General features: G+C 63.0%; 22 protein-coding genes and 1 tRNA gene. 8 read left to right on the plus strand and 15 right to left on the minus strand.

Annotation, left to right across the window (positions count from 1 at the left end; translation table 11 throughout):
* Window positions 1–26 precede the first annotated feature (26 nt).
* From proB to bamE, 10 genes are all read right to left on the minus strand, one after another.
* Window positions 27–1,169: a glutamate 5-kinase gene (gene proB / locus WDB88_RS10755; protein WP_339109523.1), complete on the minus strand. Its 1,143-nt coding sequence runs from the start codon at window positions 1,167–1,169 to the stop codon at window positions 27–29.
* An 11-nt stretch (window positions 1,170–1,180) separates the two neighbouring features.
* Entirely contained in the window at window positions 1,181–2,212 is a 1,032-nt protein-coding gene (gene obgE / locus WDB88_RS10760) for a GTPase ObgE (protein ID WP_339107674.1), read from the minus strand.
* Window positions 2,213–2,349: 137 nt separating this feature from the next.
* Complete coding sequence (locus WDB88_RS10765; protein WP_339107675.1) at window positions 2,350–3,372, minus strand: GNAT family N-acetyltransferase; 1,023 nt, start codon at window positions 3,370–3,372, stop codon at window positions 2,350–2,352.
* Between the two features lie 3 nt (window positions 3,373–3,375).
* Window positions 3,376–3,915, minus strand: coding sequence for a GNAT family N-acetyltransferase (locus WDB88_RS10770; protein ID WP_339109524.1), 540 nt, complete (start codon window positions 3,913–3,915; stop codon window positions 3,376–3,378).
* A gap of 267 nt (window positions 3,916–4,182) precedes the next feature.
* Window positions 4,183–4,452, minus strand: coding sequence for a 50S ribosomal protein L27 (gene rpmA / locus WDB88_RS10775; RefSeq protein ID WP_339107676.1), 270 nt, complete (start codon window positions 4,450–4,452; stop codon window positions 4,183–4,185).
* An 18-nt stretch (window positions 4,453–4,470) separates the two neighbouring features.
* Complete coding sequence (gene rplU, locus WDB88_RS10780) at window positions 4,471–4,854, minus strand: 50S ribosomal protein L21 (RefSeq protein ID WP_339107677.1); 384 nt, start codon at window positions 4,852–4,854, stop codon at window positions 4,471–4,473.
* Window positions 4,855–5,038: 184 nt separating this feature from the next.
* Window positions 5,039–6,142, minus strand: a complete 1,104-nt coding sequence (locus tag WDB88_RS10785) for a histidine kinase dimerization/phosphoacceptor domain -containing protein (protein ID WP_339107678.1) — start codon at window positions 6,140–6,142, stop codon at window positions 5,039–5,041.
* A gap of 127 nt (window positions 6,143–6,269) precedes the next feature.
* Entirely contained in the window at window positions 6,270–8,093 is a 1,824-nt protein-coding gene (locus WDB88_RS10790) for an ATP-binding cassette domain-containing protein (protein WP_339107679.1), read from the minus strand.
* 119 nt (window positions 8,094–8,212) lie between these two features.
* On the minus strand, window positions 8,213–8,950 hold the full coding sequence (locus WDB88_RS10795) for a GNAT family N-acyltransferase (protein WP_339107680.1): 738 nt from the start codon (window positions 8,948–8,950) through the stop codon (window positions 8,213–8,215).
* A gap of 278 nt (window positions 8,951–9,228) precedes the next feature.
* Window positions 9,229–9,708, minus strand: coding sequence for an outer membrane protein assembly factor BamE (gene bamE / locus WDB88_RS10800; protein ID WP_339107681.1), 480 nt, complete (start codon window positions 9,706–9,708; stop codon window positions 9,229–9,231).
* Between the two features lie 230 nt (window positions 9,709–9,938).
* On the opposite strand from bamE, the gene WDB88_RS10805 reads away from it, so the two are divergent.
* From WDB88_RS10805 to WDB88_RS10840, 8 genes are all read left to right on the plus strand, one after another.
* A complete protein-coding gene (locus WDB88_RS10805; protein WP_339107682.1) occupies window positions 9,939–10,499 on the plus strand; it encodes a DUF177 domain-containing protein in 561 nt (186 codons plus the stop codon).
* Window positions 10,500–10,811: 312 nt separating this feature from the next.
* Entirely contained in the window at window positions 10,812–11,018 is a 207-nt protein-coding gene (gene rpmF, locus WDB88_RS10810; protein WP_339107683.1) for a 50S ribosomal protein L32, read from the plus strand.
* Window positions 11,019–11,048: 30 nt separating this feature from the next.
* Complete coding sequence (gene plsX, locus WDB88_RS10815; RefSeq protein ID WP_339107684.1) at window positions 11,049–12,209, plus strand: phosphate acyltransferase PlsX; 1,161 nt, start codon at window positions 11,049–11,051, stop codon at window positions 12,207–12,209.
* A 4-nt stretch (window positions 12,210–12,213) separates the two neighbouring features.
* Window positions 12,214–13,188, plus strand: a complete 975-nt coding sequence (locus WDB88_RS10820; protein ID WP_339107685.1) for a beta-ketoacyl-ACP synthase III — start codon at window positions 12,214–12,216, stop codon at window positions 13,186–13,188.
* Between the two features lie 125 nt (window positions 13,189–13,313).
* The gene (ihfA, locus tag WDB88_RS10825) at window positions 13,314–13,613 is read left to right on the plus strand and encodes an integration host factor subunit alpha (RefSeq protein WP_339107686.1); all 300 of its coding nucleotides are present in this window, start codon (window positions 13,314–13,316) and stop codon (window positions 13,611–13,613) included.
* Window positions 13,614–13,698: 85 nt separating this feature from the next.
* Entirely contained in the window at window positions 13,699–15,030 is a 1,332-nt protein-coding gene (locus WDB88_RS10830) for a MerR family transcriptional regulator (RefSeq protein ID WP_339107687.1), read from the plus strand.
* Between the two features lie 103 nt (window positions 15,031–15,133).
* Window positions 15,134–15,211: transfer RNA gene (locus WDB88_RS10835), tRNA-Pro, on the plus strand.
* A gap of 93 nt (window positions 15,212–15,304) precedes the next feature.
* The gene (locus WDB88_RS10840; protein WP_339107688.1) at window positions 15,305–16,381 is read left to right on the plus strand and encodes a 2'-deoxycytidine 5'-triphosphate deaminase; all 1,077 of its coding nucleotides are present in this window, start codon (window positions 15,305–15,307) and stop codon (window positions 16,379–16,381) included.
* A 182-nt stretch (window positions 16,382–16,563) separates the two neighbouring features.
* Here the strand turns inward: WDB88_RS10840 and WDB88_RS10845 are convergent, their stop codons facing one another.
* Genes WDB88_RS10845 through WDB88_RS10865 form a run of 5 tightly spaced genes read right to left on the minus strand, consistent with a single transcriptional unit; the run spans window position 16,564 to window position 20,690 of the window.
* A complete protein-coding gene (locus tag WDB88_RS10845) occupies window positions 16,564–16,776 on the minus strand; it encodes a hypothetical protein (protein WP_339107689.1) in 213 nt (70 codons plus the stop codon).
* An 11-nt stretch (window positions 16,777–16,787) separates the two neighbouring features.
* Entirely contained in the window at window positions 16,788–17,456 is a 669-nt protein-coding gene (scpB, locus tag WDB88_RS10850; RefSeq protein WP_339107690.1) for an SMC-Scp complex subunit ScpB, read from the minus strand.
* Complete coding sequence (locus WDB88_RS10855) at window positions 17,453–18,232, minus strand: ScpA family protein (protein WP_339107691.1); 780 nt, start codon at window positions 18,230–18,232, stop codon at window positions 17,453–17,455. The genes scpB and WDB88_RS10855 overlap by 4 nt, the downstream gene beginning before the upstream one ends.
* Window positions 18,232–19,224, minus strand: a complete 993-nt coding sequence (locus WDB88_RS10860) for a glycoside hydrolase family 3 protein (protein ID WP_339107692.1) — start codon at window positions 19,222–19,224, stop codon at window positions 18,232–18,234. Before WDB88_RS10860 ends, WDB88_RS10855 begins: the two co-directional genes overlap by 1 nt.
* Window positions 19,224–20,690, minus strand: coding sequence for an SPOR domain-containing protein (locus tag WDB88_RS10865; protein WP_339107693.1), 1,467 nt, complete (start codon window positions 20,688–20,690; stop codon window positions 19,224–19,226). The genes WDB88_RS10860 and WDB88_RS10865 overlap by 1 nt, the downstream gene beginning before the upstream one ends.
* Between the last annotated feature and the right edge of the window lie 25 nt (window positions 20,691–20,715).

The following is a 20,715-nucleotide window of genomic DNA, read 5'->3' on the forward strand; positions in this document are numbered from 1 at the left end:
CTTTTCGTATCCGGTTATTGCCTGACTTAAGTCAGCGAAACCATATCATCGCGATGGATCAGCGCCGCCCGTCCGGGATAGCCCAGAATCTCGGCAATTTCCTGCGACTTATGCCCCGCGATCGCGCGCGCCTCGCTCGAGGTATAGCGCACAAGCCCCTTGGCCACGATCTGCCCGTCCGGCGCAAGAATGGCCACCGGCTCGCCGCGACCGAACTCGCCCGAGACCCGCGTCACCCCCGCAGGCAACAGCGATTTGCCATGCGATAGCGCCTGCACGGCCCCTTGATCGACATGCATCTGGCCTTGCGGTTTCATGCCCGAAATCCAGCGCTTGCGCGCCGCACGCGGGTCCCCCTCGGGGAGGAACCAGCTCGCCCTTGCCCCCTCTTCCAGCGCCAGAAGCGGGCGTGCAACGAAACCGTCCATGATGGCCATCGCACATCCGCCCGCCACAGCCACTTTCGCGGCCAGCAGCTTGGTCTTCATGCCGCCTTTCGAGACACCAGAGATGGGGTCGCCCGCCATCGCCTCGATTTCGGGGGTGATATGCGGCACGACCGGAAAATGTTCGGCGGTCGCGTCGGTCTTGGGGTTGGCGGAATAGAGCCCGTCGACATCCGACAGAAGCACCAGATGGTCCGCCCCGATCGTCACCGCAATCGACGCGGCCAGACGGTCATTATCGCCAAAGCGGATCTCGTCCGTGGCGACCGTATCGTTTTCATTCACAATCGGCACGACGCCCAGCGACAGCAGGGTTTCCAGCGTCGCGCGCGAATTCAGATAACGGCGACGGTTGGCGGTATCGTCCAGCGTCATCAGGACCTGCGCGGTGATCACCCCATGCGGTGCAAGCATTTCCTGATAGCCCTGCGCCAGCCGGATCTGTCCGACAGCAGCGGCCGCCTGCGACTGCTCCAGCGGCAGATCACCTTGGGGCAATCGCAGGATGCGGCGACCAAGCGCGATCGAGCCCGAGGACACCAGCACCACATCGGTGCCCTGCCCCCTGAGCATCGCCACATCCTCGGCCAATGCCTGCAACCACTCCGCCCGCAGACCGGCCTGATCGACCAGAAGCGCCGAACCGATTTTGATCACCACCCGCTTGGCCTGCGACAGGCGCGGGCTTTGTGCGGCGGTTGACACGCTGGGGGCACCTGCCATCCGGCCCGCGATCAGGGTTGCCACGATCCGTCCTCGTCATCACCATTGCCACCGCGGTCTTCCACGATCTGCGCCCAAAGCGCGCGCAGCACGGTATCCACGTTTTTCTTGGCCACGCTAGACATCAGATAGACCTTGCCGCCCACGGCCTCTTCCAGCTCGGCCTTGCGCTCGGCCAAGGTCTCCTCATCCAGCGCGTCGATCTTGTTGAGAACGGTCACGCGGGGTTTGTCGAACAACGCCTCGGAATAGGCTTCCAGCTCGCCCACGATGGTCTGCCAGTCCTCGACCACGGTCTCGGAGGTGCCATCCACCAGATGCAGAAGGACCGAGCAACGCTCGACATGGCCCAGAAACTGGTCGCCCAAGCCACGGCCCTCGGAAGCGCCCTCGATCAGACCGGGAATATCGGCCATCACGAATTCGCGCCCGTCCACGCCTACGACGCCAAGGTTCGGCACCAGCGTGGTGAAGGGGTAATCCGCGATTTTCGGGCGCGCATTCGACACGGTGGCAAGGAAGGTCGACTTGCCCGCATTGGGCATGCCCAGAAGCCCCGCATCGGCGATCAGTTTCAGACGCAGCCAGATCGTGCGCTCCACCCCTTCCTGACCGGGATTGGCCTTGGACGGCGAACGGTTGGTCGAGGATTTGAAACGCAGGTTGCCCCAGCCGCCATTGCCCCCCTTGGCCAGCAGGATACGCTGCCCGACCTCGGTCAGGTCGGCAATGACCGTCTCTTCATCCTCTTCGATAATCTCGGTGCCGACCGGCACTTTCAGCACGATATCATCGCCATCCTTACCGGTGCGCTGGCTGCCCATACCATGCTGACCGGATTTGGCGAAAAAGTGCTGCTGGTAGCGGAAATCGATCAGCGTGTTCAGCCCTTCGACCGCCTCGACATAGACCGAGCCACCCTTGCCGCCATCGCCCCCGTCAGGGCCACCGAATTCGATGAATTTCTCGCGACGGAAAGACACACAGCCGGCACCGCCGCCGCCGGAACGGATATAGACTTTGGCGAGGTCGAGAAATTTCATCGGGCTGTTCCTTCGGGTTGCAGCAGTTTCGGGCGTGATGTGGCGTTGATACCAATGGCACGGGATACGCTGCCTGCGCCTGCGGATCAAGGTGGGAAGTGGGGCGCGCGGCCACAGCTTGGGGATATTTGCGAAATTCAGGCCTCGGGGTCGGGCGCCTCATAGTCCAAGCCCCAGTCCGGTGCAGGGGCAGCGCGCTGCGCCGACGTTCCCGAACCGGTGCCGGTCACACGGAAGCCCGCCTTTTCCAGCACATGTCGCGAGGCAGGGTTGTCGCAAAACACCCGCGCCGTCAGTTGCCGCAGCCCCCAGGCCTCGGACAGCCAGCCGATAAACCCCTCTAACGCTTCGGACATCAGCCCCCGCCCCGCCTCCGCCGGATCAAGGAAATAGAAAATAGCGGGGCACGCGCCCTGCCCCACCCCGATCGAGCCAACGAACCGGCCCTGATGGCGCAGCGCAAGACGGCACGGACGCGCGCCCTGCCAACGGGCTTCGGCCAGAAAGGCGCGTGCCTGCGGCAGTGTCCAATCGGCAGGAAACCGTTGCAGCATCCGCCCGATAGACGGACAGGTCACGAGCCGGTGGAAGGCCACATCATCCTCGGGACGCAGCGGGTCGATCCGCAGGCGCGGCGTGCGGATCTGTGGAACAAAGCGCCGCGCCCAGCCTGCGCGGTCAAGGCGCAAAGGCTGATGCGGGCGCAGGTCCGCCCATGCCACGCTCGGCCGCCTGTCTGCCGGACCATCCTCGACAAACCCGAGCCCGTAAAGAATTCTGGCCGATGCATGGTTGCCGATAAAATAGCCCGCTTTCAGATGATCCACCTGCGGGTCGGCAAAGTGGCAGGCCACAAGATGCAGCGCCGCCTCCTGAATATACCCCTTGCCGCGCGCGTGCGGCGCGAGCCAGTAGCCAAGCTCGCCCACCATCCCGATCATACCGGCAAAGCCCGCGCCATCCTCGATGGCCCAGACCTGCTTGTCCTGACTGCGCGCCACGAATTCCTGTGCATCGGACAGACGATAGGGGTGCGGCACCCGCCCCAGCCAGCGCGCTGTTTCGAACCCCGAAAGCGCGGAGACAATGGCAGGCACATCCGCCGGAGATAAAGGGCGCAACCTCAGGCGCGCCGTATGGACATGGCGCGCCAGAAGCATGGCTCAGTCCATTTTCCGAAGATAAGTCCATGTCGGCACCGAGGCATTGCGCGCCACGGACCAGCTTTCGGCATCCCCAAGATATTCGAAACCGGCATTGGTCAGGACACGGCCCGAACCGGGATTATCCTGAAACACCTCGGCCAGCAGCGTGCGCGAGCCATGCGGATTGGCCGCAACCATCGCCTGCACGGCTTCGGACGCATAGCCCGCATTCCAATAGCCTGCCCCGACCCAGAAGCCGATCTCGGACTGGGTGTCATTGATACGGGTCAGCGACACAATGCCCAACAGTTCGCACGAGCCCTGCGCAGAACCGTCGATCGCCCAGACATCCTCATCGCCCTGTCCTGACAGGATACGCGCGATGAACTGGTCTGACGCCCCCGGCGGGAGCGGATGCGGAATGGCACGGGTTCCGGTAGCGACACGTTTATCCGAAGTATACATGGTCATCAGCCCGGCATCGGACTTGCGCAGCGGGCGCAGGATGAACCTTTCAGCTTCGATCACAGGTTGGTCAGGGATGGCTTCCTGAAACATGTCGTCCTCCGTAATGCCTCTAGTGTAATCCAGTTTCGAGGCGAATTCTGGCAGATAATGTGCCAAGGTAAAAATCGTATAAAGACCTAGCGTCAATTCGCAAAGAAGCGCCGGATGCCGGATCATTTATCGCGTTATGGGCGTTTCGCATTGCATTATGCACAAGGCCCCTCCTCCTCGCGCCAAACGCAAACCCTGCGACACGCAAAAGGGGGACCGGCTGCTGCCGATCCCCCTTCATATTATCCGTGTGACGGGAAGGTCGGCTTACTCGGCCGCCTCCGCAACAGGAAGAACCGAGACGAAGGTGCGGCCCTTGAGGCCCTTCTTGAACTCGATAGTGCCTTCGGCGACAGCAAAGAGGGTGTGGTCTTTGCCCATCATGACGTTATCGCCGGCCCAGACTTTGGTGCCGCGCTGACGCACGATGATGTTGCCCGGGAGAGCCGCCTGACCGCCATAGAGTTTGACGCCAAGACGACGACCTGCGGAGTCGCGACCGTTACGGGACGAACCGCCTGCTTTCTTGTGTGCCATGGGTGGTTACTCCCCTGATTACTTGGTTTCGTGAGCCGCACGACGTGCGACGGCGGTGCCAACAGCTGCTTTCACCGAAGCATCTGCGCCCGAGGCGACGATGTCGGTGACGCGCAGCAGCGTGAGCTTCTGGCGGTGACCACGGGTACGCTGCGACGAGTGCTTACGACGGCGCTTGTGGTAGGTGATGACTTTGTCGGCTTTGATCGAGTCGATGACTTCGGCTTGCACGGCAGCACCTTCAACGAAGGGCGCGCCAACGACAAGCTTGTCGCCGCCAACCATCAGAATTTCATTGAACTGGACTTTATCGCCAGCTTCAGCAGCAATCAGTTCCACGCGGAGCACGTCGCCCGCTTGAACCTTGTATTGCTTGCCGCCAGTCTTGAGGACCGCAAACATCGCGTCTTCCTTTTTGCTTCCGCGTCCTTTGGCCCCTGACGGTGTTGTGGTCCCTCATGGGACCGCCTTCGGACAGCGCGCCCTTTTCAGGGCGGTGACAATGATAAACCCGGCAGACAGAATCATGCCGGGTTGGCGCTGTATGCGTGATCACAGAACAAAAGTCAATCTCCAGATGTCCCGTTCACAAGATCGCCCGACTGGCGCGCGGCTGGAACCGCACGGCAACGGCAAATCCCCGCTCGACGGGCACCTGTTCATACTGCCCTGCCGCCTGCGCAGCCGAGGCCTCCATGATCTGCAATCCCAACCCTTTGCGCGTCACACCGCCTTCGGGAAGACCGATTCCGTCATCGGAAAGCTCCAGACAGGCCTCGTCGGGCGCGATCTGGCGCAGCCCCACACGAATATTGCCGCGTCGCCCGTCGGGATAGCCATGTTTGATCGAATTGGCGACGAATTCGTTCACCAGCGTCCCGATAGCGGCAGATTGCTCGGCCACGACGGCCAGATCGCAGGCCTCGCACAGGATACTGACCCGATCCGGCGTCTGCCCTTCGAGATAGCGCGCCACATCCGTCAGATAGCCTCCCAGATTGACCGCAGAACCGCTATCGGAACGATAGAGCTGTTCGTGCAGCATGGCCACGGTCTGGATGCGCCGCTGAATGGCCTGCAAGGCCTCGCGCCCCTCATCGGAAGCCACATTGCGCGCCTTGATCGAGGCCAGCGCCGCCAGCGATTGCAAGGAGTTCTTTACGCGGTGATCCACCTCGCCGCGCAACTCGCGCGCCAGACGCAGGGTCCGGCGCAGCTCCAGCCGCGCCATGACCTGATGCGCCATCACCCGCAGGGTCTGACGTTGCAGATCGGTCAGAACACGCGGGCGGTGATCCAGCGCGCACAGGCTGCCAATCGCAAAACCCTCCTTGGTCACCAGCGGCATCCCCGCGTAGAAACGCAGATCGGGGTCCTGCGTGCACAGGCGATTGTCGCGCGTGCGCGGATCAAGCAGGGTATCGCCGATTTCCAGAATATCGTCCTGCAAGACCGTATAGGCACATATGGCGACATCGCGCGGCGTCTCGTCCACATCCAGACCTCGGCGCGCCTTGAACCACTGCCGCTCTTCCGCCACCAGCGAAATCAGCACGATCGGCACGTCACAGACCGCGCGCACGAAATCGACAACCTCATCGAATTCCGCCTCGAATTCGGTATCGACAATATCGTAAGACCGGAGGGCCTGAAGACGGTCGGCTTCGCAGGGATGCAGCGGGGCTTGCATAGGGATCTCGTTCACACAATCCGGAACATGCGCAAGCGCAGGTCCCTCAGAAATTTCAACGTTTTGTGAAATCTAGAAGCGCCTCTGCCGCAAGGCAAGCAGGGAGTAAGCCTCCCCGCTTCACTTTTTATCCCTGCGCCTTTTCTTCCAGCTCCAGCCACTCTTCTTCAGCCTCCGACAGCGCCTGCTGCCGCTCGACCAAAGCCTCCGTGGCTTTCTGGAACTTCACCGGTTCCTTGGCGAAAAGATCGGGGACCGACAGAAACTCTTCCAGCTTGGCAATCTCGGCCTCTAGCCGCTCGATCACCGCAGGTAGCGCCTCAAGCCGATGCTTTTCCGTAAAGCTCAGCTTTGCCTCGGTTTTGGCCGCGACAACCGGCGAAGCCGCAGGCCGGACCGCCTCCCCCGCGGGTTTGTTCACAGGCCGGTCCTCGGGTTCGGTCAAGGACCGCTGATGGCGGTAATCGCTCCAGCCACCGGCATAGACCACAGCCCGACCATTGCCTTCCATCGCGATGGTGGTCGAGGCCACACGGTCGATAAAGTCCCGATCGTGGCTGACCAGCAAAACAGTGCCGTCATAGTCGCCCAGGATATCCTGCAGAAGATCCAGCGTCTCGACATCCAGATCGTTGGTCGGCTCGTCCAGCACCAAAAGGTTTGACGGCTTGGCCATGATCCGCGCCAACAAAAGCCGCGCCCGCTCGCCGCCCGACAGCGACTTGATCGGCGCCCGCGCCTGTGCCTCATCAAAAAGGAAATCCTTCAGATAGGCCACAACATGCTTGGGCGTGCCGCGCACCATCACCTGATCCGAGGCCCCGCGCACCGCCATATCGGGGTCATTCACCAACCCCTCCCACAGCGTCTGCTCGGGATCAAGCGCCGCGCGGGTCTGGTCGAAAATCGCAACCTCCAGATTGGTGCCAAGGGTCACGGTCCCCGCATCCGGCTCCATCTGCCCCATCAACATCTTCAGAAGCGTGGTCTTACCCACACCATTGGGGCCCACAAACGCAATCCGGTCACCGCGCAAAACCCGCAGGTCGAAATCCTGCACGATGGTCTTGCCGCCGAACTCCTTGCACAGCCCCTTCGCCTCGATCACCCGCTTGCCCGACGCCTTGCCCGATTCGATCTCCATCGCGGCCACGCCCTGACGCTTGATCTGGTTTGATCGTTCCGCGCGCATATCCTGAAGCGCCCGCAACCGCCCCTGATTGCGCTTGCGCCGCGCCGAAATGCCCTCCACAGCCCATTTCGCCTCGACCTTGATCTTCTTGTCCAGCTTGGCCCGCGCCTCGTCCTCGGCGGCCCAAACCTCCTCGCGCCATTCCTCGAAATGCTCGAAGCCGCGCTCAAGACGGCGCACCTTCCCACGGTCAATCCACAAAGTGGCCCGCGTCAAAGCCTTCAAAAACGCCCGGTCGTGCGAAATCACCACAAAGGCCGCCTTCGTCGCCTTCAGCTCGGCCTCCAGCCAGCCGATCGCCTCGATGTCCAGATGGTTGGTCGGCTCGTCGAGCAGCATCAACTCCGGCGCCTCCGCCAAAAGCTTGGCCAAAGCCGCACGCCGCCGCTCGCCGCCTGATGCCGTCTCGGGCGCGGCCTCCATATTCAGCTTCAACCCCTCGGCCACCATCTCGACCTTATAGCCCTCAGAAGGATCCAGCCCCGAAGCGGCATACTCCCCCAGCGTCGCAAAACCCGACAGATCGGGCTCCTGCTCCATATAGCCCACCGAAATGCCGGGCGGGATCACCACCTCGCCATGATCGGCCTCCACCAGCTTCGCCATCACCTTCATCAAGGTGGATTTGCCGGTGCCGTTGCGGCCCACCAAGGCCACACGGTCGCCCTGCTGGACAACAAGATCGAGACCGTCGAACACGGGATCGCCGCCATGGGACAGCGAAATATCGGAAAGCTGTAAAATAGGTGCACGTGCCATGACGCGCAGCTAATCACGCCCAGCCCAAAGGTCAATCACCCTTCACACAGGCCCCCGCTTCCAGCTGCCCGAAATATCCCGGGGTGAATTGGGGCAACGCCCCAAGAGGGGCAGCGCCCCTACCCCGCCACCAGACGCAAGGCCCGCCGCCGTGCCGCCGGAATGCGGCCGATTTCAAGCCCCGTGAACACATGCAACGTTCCCAGATCCGGATCCACCACCGCATGATCGGAAACCCAGCCCCCCATTGCCAGATAGCTGCGCAGCAAGGGCGGCATCCGCAATATCGCCTGTTTCGGGTTCCCCTGCGCCCCCATCAACGCACGCGCATAGCGCACCACATCAGGCGCCTTGACCCGTGGCAACCAGCGCTCCGGCCCCAGATGGCGCTGCGACAAAAGCGTGAAACTATCCGCATAATCGCGCCAGTCCGTGCCCCTGAAGGACGAGCAGCCAAACAGCATTTCCACCCCTGCCCCATCGACAAAACGCGTCATCGCCCCCCATGCCACCCGCAGGATATCCGCGTCGTGATAGGCAGGATGGATACAGAACCGCCCCATCTCCACCATCGGTGCGGGATAATCCGCCAGCGCCTCCAGCGCATAGAACTGCGCTGCGTAGCTGCGCCCGATCTCCTCCCCCGAGGCCAGCGGCAGCAGGCGGAAACAGCAGACCAGCCGCCCGCTCCCGCATTCTTCCACCATCACATGCTGACACTGCGCGTCAAACGCATCGCGGTCCACACAGCCCTCGCCACGGAAACACAGTCCCCGAATCGCCTGCACCGCCTCAAGATCCTGCACCGTCTGGGCAAAGCGAGCCACATATCGACCCCGTATCAACGAAAAACTCATCTGTCGCCTCCGGCCCTATGGTCCACTCTCACGACCCGCCCGACTTCCATGACCTGCCCGACGGCCCACCCGACAGCCCGCCGACAGCCCGCCTGCCGAAAGACTATGCGCAGTTCATGAAAAAAAGAAGTCAGCGCCCGCTCCCGCCTGCCCGACACCGTGCCTGCGCATGAATTTTCGGCAGCTTTCCTGCGGCAAACGGGCGGCCAATGAAAAACGCGCCGCAAGACGGCGCGTTCGATCTTGGCATGCATATGGCCCAGACGGGCGGCACCCCGTTAATTGTCGGGGCTGCTCGACCCCAGAAGTGTGCCGGCGTCCATACGCCCCACCGAGCCCAGCAACTGGCGGATCAGACCGATGCCCTTCACATTGGCCTCGGTCACGCGATGGGTCAGCGGCACCACATGGCCATCCTTGAGGGTATAGCGCTCGACCCCCGACACCACGCCAGCCTTGTTGAAGCTGACAGCTAGAACCTGACGGTCGATCTCATGCGAGGCCCCCCAGCCCACACGTTTCCAGCGCGAGCCGACGTAATACCAGTCCGAGCCTTCCAGAACGCCCGAAGAGCTGGGTCGCCCGATCAGCCGGTCAAGATCGTCTTTGGTGGTTTTTCCGACCTGAACTTGCGACAGGTCTTCTTCCGTCGGCACATAGCCATGATTGCGATAGATAGGCGAACAAGCGCCAAGCCCGATCACTGCGCAAAGGGCAACCCCCTGCATCAGGCGGCGCGGTGCGAAACCAATGCTCACTGTATCCCCCTTGCCTCGCGGCCACTGGCCTTTTATCCCGATTACAATACCTGCACACGGCCCTCAAGACCGGAACCGGTAGGTTCTGGCCCGCTTGGTGCCGGATATTGCCGGAAAAAACAACCCGCCATCGCGGCGGCCCCCCTCTTCACCCGCATCTTGCGGGCCCTGACACAGCCAAAGGCCCGCCCGGCCCCTGCCGGACAGCCCCAGACAGAAGGACACGCGTCATGACAGACGGCACCCCCCTTGAAATGCCCTGGTCCCACCCCGTCGCGGTGAAAGACCTCAACGGACGCAAGCCTCTGCGCTTCGACATCTCGCCCGAACCCGCCCTGCGCAAGGAGATCGCCCAATGGGCCGATATCGTCTCGGTGGAGGCGCTGAGCTTCAAAGGCGAACTGACGCCCGCCGGCAAACATGACTTCGTTCTCAACGGCAAGCTCCACGCACGCATCACGCAATCTTGCGTCATCACGCTGGAGCCGGTCGCGGGCGAGGTGAAAGAATCGGTCAGCCGTCGCTTCCTGCGCGACTGGGTGGAACCTACCGCCGAAGAATCGGAGATCCCCGAGGATGACAGCGCCGAGGCCCTGCCCGCGGTGATCGACCTTGCCCATGTGGCGCTCGAAGCCTTCGAACTCGGCCTGCCGCTCTATCCGCGCAAGGACGGCGCAGAGCTGGGCGAGACGGTCATCACCAAACCCGGTGAAACGCCGCTGCGCGATGAGGACCTCAAACCTTTCGCCAATCTGAAGGCTTTGATGGACAAGAAGGACGGAAACGCGTAAGCGGGCGGGGAACGCACGAATCCCGGCCCTTCCAAAAGGCCAGATCCCTTGGGGACCCTCCGTCTTGGAAGGCATCTCGTACGATCAATTTGCCCCGTATCGGGCAGGCCGGACCTTGCCGCGAAAAATCTAGGCCCAAGCCCCAAGAAAGGGCTTGCACCTTTGGAAAATCGCAGTATGTTCCCGGCCTCATTCGAGTTTTGGGTTCACACCAGAGTCGCCGCAAGCGTCTATCGGGTGAAACACCAGGAAAATCACGGCTTTACGGCCACCAACGCGGGCGATGCGCCCCCTAACATCCGAGGTTGAGACATGGCTGTCCCTCAGAATAAAGTCACGCGCTCCCGCCGCAACATGCGCCGCGCGCATGACGCACTTGTTGCTGCAAATCCGGCTGAATGCCCGAACTGCGGCGAACTGAAGCGCCCGCACCACGTTTGTGGCGCTTGCGGCCACTACGACGACCGCGAAGTCGTCGCAGCTGCTGACGAAGTCGATCTGGACGACGACGCGGCATAAGCCGCGTTGCCCGACGACACAGCTATCGGCATGCTTAATCGGCAAGACCAATCGCTGGACGCAGGGCAGGATACGACTGCTGTGACGCAGGGTCGCGATGCGACCGCAGCGCCGGAGCAATCCGGCGCTATCGTCATTTCTGTCGATGCGATGGGGGGCGATCATGGCCCTTCCGTCGTGGTCGACGGGGTTGCGCGCGCGTCCAAGAAGTCTCCTGAACTGCGCTTCCTGCTCAACGGCCCCGAAGCGGAGCTTAAAAGCCTCGTCGATGCACGTGGTCTGGGCAAGGTTGTCACCATTCGCCACGCCAGTGATGTGGTGCGGATGGAGGACAAGCCCTCTCAGGTCATGCGCAATGGCAAGGACAGCTCCATGTGGGCCTCCGTCGATGCCGTGCGCGAGAAATCGGCGCAGGTGGCGGTGAGCTGCGGCAATACCGGCGCGCTGATGGCGCTGTCGATGCTGCGCCTGCGCAAGCTGCCGGGCGTGAACCGCCCCGCCATTGCCAGCTTCTGGCCCTCGCAGAATTCTGCGGGCTGGTGCGTCATGCTGGATATGGGCGCCGATATCAAAGCCGATGCGCCCGACCTGCTGACCTATGCGCTGATGGGCAGTTCCTACTGCCGCAATGCACTCAATATCGAGCGCCCGCGTGTGGGGCTGCTGAATGTCGGCACCGAAGAACATAAGGGCCGCGCCGAGCTGAAAGAAGCTTACGGCCTGTGCCGTGATGCGCAGGCGCGCGGTGATTTCGAATTTGTGGGCTTCGTCGAGGGTAGTGACCTGTCCTCCAACAAAGCTGACGTCATTGTGACTGACGGATTTACCGGCAATATCGCCCTGAAAACCGGCGAAGGCACGGCCAAACTGGCCGGTCGCCTGCTGAAAGAGGCGCTGACCTCTTCGGTCTTGTCGAAGCTGGGGGCGATGCTGGCGATGAAGTCGCTCAAACGCCTGTCTGAAAAGATCGATCCGCGCCGCGCCAATGGCGGGGTATTCCTTGGCCTGAACGGCACGGTCGTGAAATCGCATGGCTCTGCCGATGCGCTCGGGGTTGCCGCAGCGATTGATCTGGCGGCCCGTCTTGCGGCGTCCGGTTTTGCCGAAAGGCTCGCGGCGCGGGTTGCAAGTGACATGCCCATTGGGCAGGATGCCGCGCAAGGCGACGCTGCCAATTCTAAAAACGAGTAATCGAATGACTATCAGAGCTGTGGTCCGTGGTGTCGGGCATTACCTGCCCGAGCGCATTGTCGAAAATGCCGAATTCGAGACCAAGCTTGAAACGTCGGATGAATGGATCCGCTCGCGCACCGGCATCGAGCGGCGCCATTTCGCCGCCGAAGGCGAGACCACCTCGCAACTGGCGATCAAGGCCGCCGAAGCCGCATTGAAACATGCGGGCATGAGCGTCGAGGATATCGACGCGATTGTCGTGGCGACCTCCACCCCCGATTTCACCTTCCCCTCCGTGGCGACAATGGTGCAGGCGGGGCTCGGCTCGACCCGCGGTTTTGCCTATGACGTGCAGGCGGTCTGTGCGGGGTTCATCTTCGCGCTGACCAATGCCAACGGGCTGATCGTCTCGGGTCAGGCAGAGCGCGTGCTGGTGATCGGGGCCGAGACCTTCTCGCGCATTATGGACTGGGAAGACCGCTCGACCTGCGTGCTGTTCGGGGATGGTGCGGGCGCGCTGATTCTGGAAGCGGCCGAAGGCACCGGCACGGTCAATGACCGTGGCATTCTGGCCTCGGATCTGCACTCGGATGGGCGCTATCGCGAGCTTCTTTATGTCGATGGTGGCGTGTCCAGCACCGGCACCACCGGCCATCTGCGGATGCAGGGCAATCAGGTCTTCCGCCATGCGGTCACCAAACTTGCCCAGACCGCGCATACGGCCTTGGACAAGCTTGGCCTGTCGGGCAATGATGTGGACTGGATCGTGCCGCATCAGGCCAATCTGCGCATCATTTCCGCTACGGCGGAAAAAATGGGCGTTCCGATGGAGCGCGTGGTCGTCACCGTGCAAGATCATGGCAACACCTCGGCAGCCTCCATCCCGCTGGCCCTGTCGGTCGGTGCCTCCGAGGGCAAGCTGAAGACCGGCGAGATCGTCGTGGTCGAGGCGATTGGCGGCGGTCTGGCATGGGGATCGGTGGTTCTGCGCTGGTAAGCCGCGCCCAAAATCCGGCAAAACCCGACATTATCTCCTGGGAAAGACCGGCCAAGGCACTGGCGATATTGACTTTGCTGACCGACAGCCCCATCCTTGAGTGAAAATTCTTCTCAGGGGGCGATATGTCCAAAACACTGACCCGTATGGATCTAAGCGAGGCTGTCTTCCGCGAAGTCGGCCTGTCGCGCAATGAATCGGCCCAACTGGTCGAGGATGTGCTACAACATATCTCCGACGCGCTTGTCGCAGGCGAGACGGTAAAGATCTCGTCCTTCGGCACATTCTCCATCCGCGACAAAGCCTCGCGCATGGGTCGCAATCCCAAGACCGGCGAAGAAGTTCCGATCAGCCCGCGTCGGGTGCTGAGCTTCCGCCCCTCCCATCTGATGAAAGACCGTGTGGCCGACGGCAACTCGAACTGATCCGATCAGGTGACCTGCGCCCCCGAATGGGGTGCCTTTAGACAAGCCCGGCCCCAGCAGCGTCCGGGAAAGGAATTGACGAGTCATGGCAAAAGCTGCCGATGCCTTCCGGACGATCTCTGAAACTTCCGAGATCGTTGGCGTCCCATCGCATGTCCTGCGGTTTTGGGAGGGGAAATTCCCACAGGTCAAGCCAACCAAGCGGGCTGGCAACCGCCGCTATTACCGCCCCGATGATATCGCGCTTTTGTCAGGTATCCGCAAGCTTCTGCACGAAGACGGGCTGACCATACGTGGCGTGCAGAAAGTGCTCAAGGAGCAGGGCGTGCGCCATGTCTGCGATCTCGGGCGGCTCCATCTTCCGCCGGACGACGCCCCAGACGCGCCCTTTGCGCAGCCTGCGCCCCCCCTTTCCGACATGCCGCGCGCGGCGTCCCCCCTGCCTTCAGATGCGCCCTTGCCGTGGGATGAAAGCGCCGTGCACGGGACACAGCCGCTTTCTGCCCCCGAGGCTCCGCCCCCCACGCATCCGCCGCTGGCAGCCCCCGCAGGGAGCCTGCCGGACGCGATGACGGACCCGGACTTCGCGGTGCCCGCACATACGGTTTCTGTCGAGAAGACCGCAGAGCCGGATCACGACGCCCCGTCCACACCGGAGCCGCAGGCAGAGGAAGCTCCGGACGCCCCCATATCTCCCCCCGAGACGGAGGTTATCGCGCCCGACCTCAACGCGGCTACAGACACTCCCTGCCAGACGGAGCCGCAAGCGGCGTCCGAAGGCGCGCTGCAGCCGCATGACTTTCTGCCCGAGCTGGAACCGGCAGAGGGCGAAGAGGTGATGGACACGCTTCCCGACACCCCTGCCCAGCCCGCGCACGCCGCCTCGCTCGTCCCCGAGCCAGAGGTTCCGGACGGGCCGAGCTTTGCCGATGTCTGGGAACAGACACCGCTTTTCGCCGACGAGACCGACGCGGATGACGATGACGACATCTCGGCTCTGATCGAGGACGAAGAAGACATCTCTTCCCCCGCGATTCTTCCCGAGGCGATGGAAACTGCACCCTCGGAACCGGAGGGGGAGGCCGAGGATCACGACGCACCGGAACAGGCAGTTCCCGAACTGGCAGAACCGGAGCTGGCAGAGCCGGAGCTGGCAGAGCCGCAAGTCGCACAGCCCCCCGCCCCCCCGCGGCCCAGTGCCGAGCAAAGCGCCGCAGCCCTTGCCACGGTCACCCTGCCCCAAAGCGATGGTGCCGGGGTCGCAGCTTTGCCGCCCACGCGAATCTCGGTGCTGGTGGCCCGTATCTCGACCATCAAGCCCGACCGGATGACCCGCACAGAGCAGGTCGCCCTGTCGCGGGCGGTCGATAAACTGCATGCATTGCGGCGTGAATTGTCGCGCGAAATCCGGCCCTGAAGGGTTTTTCGCCGTTTTCGGGAAAGCAGATGAAAAAAGACGAAAAAATCTTCGATTTCGGTCTTGCGCCCCGCGCCGCTTTCCCTCTATATGCGCCTCATGTCGGGCCATGGCGCAGCCTGGTTAGCGCGTCCGTCTGGGGGACGGAAGGCCGTGAGTTCGAATCTCGCTGGCCCGACCACCGAAACACCCACCCTTTGGGGTGGGTGTTCGCTTATCCGGATCTGCCGAACGGGCCCACCCCCTGCCCGAGCATGACGATGGAGAGCCGCCCATGACCCTTGGTGTTTTGTCCGATACCGCCATCGAGGCGATGATCTCCAAGCAGGAAATCCGTGCCGCAACGCCGGTGATCCCCGAACAGATCCAGCCCGCCAGCCTTGACCTGCGACTGGGCCATGTCGCCTATCGCGTGCGCGCCTCCTTCCTTGCGGGGCGCGGCACCTGCGTGACCGACAAGCTGGCGGATTTCGAGATGCACCGGATGGACCTGTCCAACGGAGCGGTCCTTGAAAAGGGCTGCGTCTATCTGGTGCCCTTGATGGAATCGCTCAGCCTGCCCGAAGGCATCAGCGCGGTGGCCAATGCGAAATCCTCGACCGGACGGCTGGACCTGCTGACCCGCGTCATCACCGATCATGGCACCGAATTCGACCGTATCCCCGATGGCTATCAGGGGCCTCTTTTTGCCGAAATCTGCCCGCGCAGTTTTTCGGTGCTGGTACGGCCCGGAATGCGGCTCAACCAGATCCGCTTCTCGGGCGGTCAGGCGGCGCTTTCGGATGACGAGCTGCGCGCGCTGCATATGGTCGAGCCGCTGGTCAGCGGACAAGCGGTCATCGACCACGGCCTGGGCTTCTCGGTCGATCTGCGTCCCGAGACGGGCGATCTGGTAGGCTACCGCGCCAAGCCCCATACAGGCGTCATCGATCTGGACCGGATCGGGGCCTATAATCCGACCGAGTTCTGGGAAGAGCTACACACCAGCGAAGGCCGTATCATCCTCGACCCAGGTGCGTTCTATATCCTCGTCTCGCGCGAATCGGTGACGATTCCTCCCGATTTTGCTGCCGAGATGGCGCCCTATCTGGCGATGGTGGGCGAGTTCCGTGTGCATTACGCGGGCTTCTTCGACCCGGGGTTCGGACATGGGGCGGCAGGGGGCATCGGCTCGCGCGGGGTGCTGGAAGTCCGTTGCCACGAGGCCCCCTTTGTTCTGGAACACGGGCAGATCGTGGGCCGTCTGGTCTATGAACATATGGCCGAGCGCCCCAAACGCCTTTACGGCGCGGATCTGAAATCGAACTACCAAGGCCAAGGGCTGAAGCTCGCCAAGCATTTCAAGTCATAAGTCCGGCCCGTGGCCTAAGCACGCACGCCCCAGAAGACGCGTTTCATATCGCGTGTGCCGCGTTCTTTGCGCCACGCGGCGCGCCTCTGGCGACCCCGCTTGTAACGACGCAGGATGTGCCACACCGGATATGACACACAGAGGGTGCCGCCCTTAGCGGTGCCCCCTAGCGGTGAAACATCCTAAAACCTGCGGCCCAGCTTGGTCATGCGTGCCAAACGGCGTGCATTTCCGGCCATTTTGCGCAGTTGTTGCTGTTTCCTGCGCTCTTCGGGGGTCAACGGCGTATCGTCGTTGCGGCCCTTGCGCGACGCCCTTTCGATGCCTTTGTTGATCCCGTAGTTTATGCCACGCCGCAAAAGCTGGTTGAAGATCATCCGCAGGATCTGTTGCATCGCTCTGGCTCCTATTCCTCGAACATCTCGCTTTGTCCGGCCTGTCCGGTGGCGATATCTTCCTCGTCATCCTCGACCTCCTCGCCCGGCATCCGTCTGCTATCAAGCAATCCGGCGCTGCGAAGTTCCGCAAGAGCGGGCAGATCACGGGCGGATTCGAGGCTGAAATGGTCAAGGAAGCTTTGCGTCACCACAAATGTCACCGGACGGCCCGGCGTCATCCGCCGTCGCCCGAAACGGATCCAGTCGAGCTCCAGCAGCAGATCAAGGGTCCCGCGCGAGACAGCCACCCCCCTGATCTCCTCGATTTCGGCGCGGGTGACCGGCTGGTGATAGGCGATAATCGCCAGGGTCTCGGTAGCGGCCCGCGAGAGTTTGCGCTGCTCCACCGTTTCCTTGTGCAGCAGGAAGGACATATCGGGGGCGGTGCGCATCGCCCAGCCTTCCCCCACCCGCACGACCTGCACGCCACGCCCCTCATAACGGGCGCGCACGTTTTCCAGCGCCTCGCGCGGGTCGGACCCTACGGGCATGCGCGATTGCATCTCGCGCGTGGTGATCGGCTCGGGGGTGGCAAACAGCATCGCCTCCACCATGCGCTCCTGTGCCTCCATCGCGGGGGCGGAAAACAGCTGCGGCTCGCGCTCTTCGGCGGAAACGGTTTCTACAGGATCACTCATGATGTTTTCCGGATAGAGATGGGGGAAAAGGTTTCGGATTGCCGCAGTTCGACCACGCCCTGTTTGGCAAGTTCCAGCGACGCCGCAAAGGTGGCCGCCGTGGCCGAGCGCCTGCGCGCAGGGTCCACCCGCCAGCTTTCGGGCAGGTAGCTTGACAGATCCATCCACTCGCCCGCATAGCCCAGCAGGTCGCGGAGCTGTTCAAGCGCCTGTTCCATCGTAAAGATATTGCGCCGGTCAAAGGCATAGGGGCGGAATTCGTCGCGGGTGCGCACGCGCGAATAGGCGCGCATCAGATCCATCAGCGTGGCGGAATAGGTGATCTTTTTCACCCGCACCACCTCTTCGGAAATCCCGCGGGCAAAGACGTCCCGACCCAGTTGGTCACGCGCCATCAACTGCGCTGCGGCATCGCGCATCGCTTCCAGCCGTTCCAGCTGGAAGGCCAGATGCGCGGCCATATCCTCGGCAGAGGGGCCCTCGGCATCGGGTTCGGGCGGCAGCAAAAGGCGCGATTTCAGATAGGCCAGCCACGCCGCCATCACCAGATAATCGGCGGCCAGTTCGATCCGTAACGCGCGTGCATGGTCGACAAAGGCCAGATATTGCTCGGCCAGCGCCAGCACGGAGATCTTGCGCAGATCCACCTTCTGGCTGCGGGACAATGTCAGCAACAGATCAAGCGGGCCTTCGAAGCCGTTGACATCAATGATCAGCGCCTCGGCAGCCAGACGGTCAGCCACGCGGCCATCTTGCGATTTCGGACGATCGGCCATCAGACCTCGCTTGCCTGCAATACGCCTTCCAGTTCCCGTTCAAGGGCTGCGATATCGGCAGGCTCGGGCGGCCCCCGCCGCGCAAGCGCCGCTGCCGCCCGTGCAGAGGCGGCTTCGGACATTGCCCCCGCCCCGAGAACGGCGTCTTCCATCTCGGCCATATCCCCGTTGCAATGCAGCGCCACATCACAGCCTGCCGCCATGGTGGCCTCGGCCCGCTGGCGGATGCCGCCCGACAGCGCCTGCATCGACAGGTCATCCGACATCAGTAGCCCGTCAAAGCCGATCACCTGCCGGATCAGGTCCACCATCACCGGCGACTGGGTCGCGGGCGCATCATCGAAGGCGGCAAAACGGATATGGGCGGTCATCGCCATCGGCATATCGCGCAGCGGCTGGAAAGCGGCGAAATCATGGGTCAGCAGATCCTCGGCGCAGGCCTCGACCAGCGGCAGATCCTTGTGACTGTCCGCCATTGCCCGACCATGCCCCGGAATATGCTTGATGATCGGCAACACGCCCCCGGCCAGAAACCCCAAAGCGGTCGCGCGGGCATTGCGGGCCACGGTTGCGGCATCCTCGCCCAGACAGCGGTTGCGCAGGAAAGGATGGGTCTGCGGCCCCGCAATATCGCAGCAGGGCGCGCAATTCGCATCAATCCCCACGGCGCGTAATTCATCGGCCATGATCCGCGCCCGCAGCCAGAAGCCGCGCTCGGGGTCGGGCCGCTGCGCCTGTTCCAGAGGCGGCAGCCATTCGCGCCAATGCGGGGCGCGCAGACGTTGCACCCGCCCGCCCTCCTGGTCGATCAGCACCGGCGCGTCCCGCCCCACGGCCTCGCGCAGATCCGCCGTCAGACGGCGCAGCTGTTCGGGTGTGTCGATATTGCGCGCGAACAGGATAAATCCCCAAGGCTGGACGGCGCGGAAAAAAGCGCGCTCCCGCGCGGTCAGGGTCAGCCCCGACAGACCGAGAATCGTTGCCGAGCTCATCAGCGCACCGTCGCCGGAATACAGGATGCCCCCTCGGCCACAAGGGCCGCACAGAACTGACGGGCCTGTGCCAGATCCTCGAAGCCCTGCACACGCAGGCGGTAGAAGGTACGCCCCCCCGCCGTCGCTTCCTGTATCACACGTTTCTTACCATCCATTAGGGGCCCGAATTTGGTCACCACGCGGTCCCAGTCCTTCCGCGCCTCATCGGCACTTTGATAGGTGTTCAACTGCACAAGACGCGTCCCCGCCGGCAGGCTCGCCGCATCGATTTCCACCGGCCCCTCGCTTTCGCTGGGGGTCGAGGCATCGGCCCCGCCACCAAACGAGGCTGCCACCGCCTCCGCCACCAGATCACGCGCAGGGCGCAACATCGGACGCGGCGAGCGGATCACGCCCGGAATCGTCTGGGAAATCGCCTCTGGCGAAGGCGGTGCCACCGCACCATCGTCGCCCGTTCCATCGGCATCATCGACGACCAAAGCGTTACTGTCGGAATTGGTCAGGCTATCGGCAGTGGCCTCGTCCACGGCCCCAGGGGCGGCAAGCGATTGAGTCGCGGCCTGCATCTCGGGGGTGGGCCGGGCATTGCTATCGGGCACCGGCACCACAATGGTCTCGGGCGTCTCGTCGGTTTCCATCGGCGCGGTCGCGGCATCAATGGGCTTGAGATCGGACATCGCCTTGTCATCATCGCTCAGACCGGCCTCGGCGGGGGCCAATGTCACCCGTTCGGGGGCAGGCGCGGCCACGCCGGTTCCCGCCACACCATTGACCGAAAGCCCCACATGTTCGGCCAGTTCGCCACCCGGATCTTCGGGGGCCACGCGCGACGGACCCTCCATCGCCTTGATGACCGGCACGCCCTGAATATCGCGCATCGCCAGCTTGTAGCCCCAGACGACGACGCCCAGAATCAGCGCGACAGATGTTGCCGCCCCCGCCAGATTGACCCAGCGCTGGAACGGATTGGGGCGTAAGGCGGGTTCGTCATCGTCAAAGACCTCCGCCCCGTAACGCGGATCAAACCCGCCTGCGGTCGAGGGATGCGGCTGATTGGCGTAATTCGGGGTAAAGCCCCGTGCGGAACCGGCCACCAATGCGCCGGAGGCAACAGCCGCTGCGGCAGGGGCTTCTGGCGTGTAGGCCGGTGCGGGTTCGGCCCATGCCTCGGGATCTTCTTCCGCGATGAAATCGTGATCGTCGGGCTGGCGGTGCGGGCGATAGGCCCCGAATTCCAGTGCCTCGTCCTCCACGTCATAATCACCGCGCGGCACAAAGGCCTGACTGGGCATGAAAAAGCTCGACTCGCCCGAAGGGTCGGAGGAATCGCGCCGCTTCTTGCCAACCGAAGGCGCAAGATAGCTGGACGAGCGCCGCCGTGGGCGCCCCCCCTCATTGCCGGATGCCTCCTCTTCAAAGGACGCATCCTCCCCCTCGAAGGGTCTGTGAAAGACTGCCATCATCCGCCTCGCCGCCGGTTTCCCGGTC

Source organism: Thioclava sp. GXIMD4216, from assembly GCF_037949285.1.
Classification (GTDB): Bacteria; Pseudomonadota; Alphaproteobacteria; order Rhodobacterales; family Rhodobacteraceae; genus Thioclava; species Thioclava litoralis.

Bases quoted from the DNA above. Each gene is read 5' to 3' on its own strand.
- proB (WP_339109523.1), bottom strand. From the start codon at position 1,169: ATGGCAGGTGCCCCCAGCGTGTCAACCGCCGCACAAAGCCCGCGCCTG.
- obgE (WP_339107674.1), bottom strand. From the start codon at position 2,212: ATGAAATTTCTCGACCTCGCCAAAGTCTATATCCGTTCCGGCGGCGGC.
- WDB88_RS10765 (WP_339107675.1), bottom strand. From the start codon at position 3,372: ATGCTTCTGGCGCGCCATGTCCATACGGCGCGCCTGAGGTTGCGCCCT.
- WDB88_RS10770 (WP_339109524.1), bottom strand. From the start codon at position 3,915: ATGTTTCAGGAAGCCATCCCTGACCAACCTGTGATCGAAGCTGAAAGG.
- rpmA (WP_339107676.1), bottom strand. From the start codon at position 4,452: ATGGCACACAAGAAAGCAGGCGGTTCGTCCCGTAACGGTCGCGACTCC.
- rplU (WP_339107677.1), bottom strand. From the start codon at position 4,854: ATGTTTGCGGTCCTCAAGACTGGCGGCAAGCAATACAAGGTTCAAGCG.
- WDB88_RS10785 (WP_339107678.1), bottom strand. From the start codon at position 6,142: ATGCAAGCCCCGCTGCATCCCTGCGAAGCCGACCGTCTTCAGGCCCTC.
- WDB88_RS10790 (WP_339107679.1), bottom strand. From the start codon at position 8,093: ATGGCACGTGCACCTATTTTACAGCTTTCCGATATTTCGCTGTCCCAT.
- WDB88_RS10795 (WP_339107680.1), bottom strand. From the start codon at position 8,950: ATGAGTTTTTCGTTGATACGGGGTCGATATGTGGCTCGCTTTGCCCAG.
- WDB88_RS10805 (WP_339107682.1), top strand. From the start codon at position 9,939: ATGACAGACGGCACCCCCCTTGAAATGCCCTGGTCCCACCCCGTCGCG.
- rpmF (WP_339107683.1), top strand. From the start codon at position 10,812: ATGGCTGTCCCTCAGAATAAAGTCACGCGCTCCCGCCGCAACATGCGC.
- plsX (WP_339107684.1), top strand. From the start codon at position 11,049: ATGCTTAATCGGCAAGACCAATCGCTGGACGCAGGGCAGGATACGACT.
- WDB88_RS10820 (WP_339107685.1), top strand. From the start codon at position 12,214: ATGACTATCAGAGCTGTGGTCCGTGGTGTCGGGCATTACCTGCCCGAG.
- ihfA (WP_339107686.1), top strand. From the start codon at position 13,314: ATGTCCAAAACACTGACCCGTATGGATCTAAGCGAGGCTGTCTTCCGC.
- WDB88_RS10830 (WP_339107687.1), top strand. From the start codon at position 13,699: ATGGCAAAAGCTGCCGATGCCTTCCGGACGATCTCTGAAACTTCCGAG.
- WDB88_RS10840 (WP_339107688.1), top strand. From the start codon at position 15,305: ATGACCCTTGGTGTTTTGTCCGATACCGCCATCGAGGCGATGATCTCC.
- WDB88_RS10845 (WP_339107689.1), bottom strand. From the start codon at position 16,776: ATGCAACAGATCCTGCGGATGATCTTCAACCAGCTTTTGCGGCGTGGC.
- scpB (WP_339107690.1), bottom strand. From the start codon at position 17,456: ATGAGTGATCCTGTAGAAACCGTTTCCGCCGAAGAGCGCGAGCCGCAG.
- WDB88_RS10855 (WP_339107691.1), bottom strand. From the start codon at position 18,232: ATGGCCGATCGTCCGAAATCGCAAGATGGCCGCGTGGCTGACCGTCTG.
- WDB88_RS10860 (WP_339107692.1), bottom strand. From the start codon at position 19,224: ATGAGCTCGGCAACGATTCTCGGTCTGTCGGGGCTGACCCTGACCGCG.
- WDB88_RS10865 (WP_339107693.1), bottom strand. From the start codon at position 20,690: ATGATGGCAGTCTTTCACAGACCCTTCGAGGGGGAGGATGCGTCCTTT.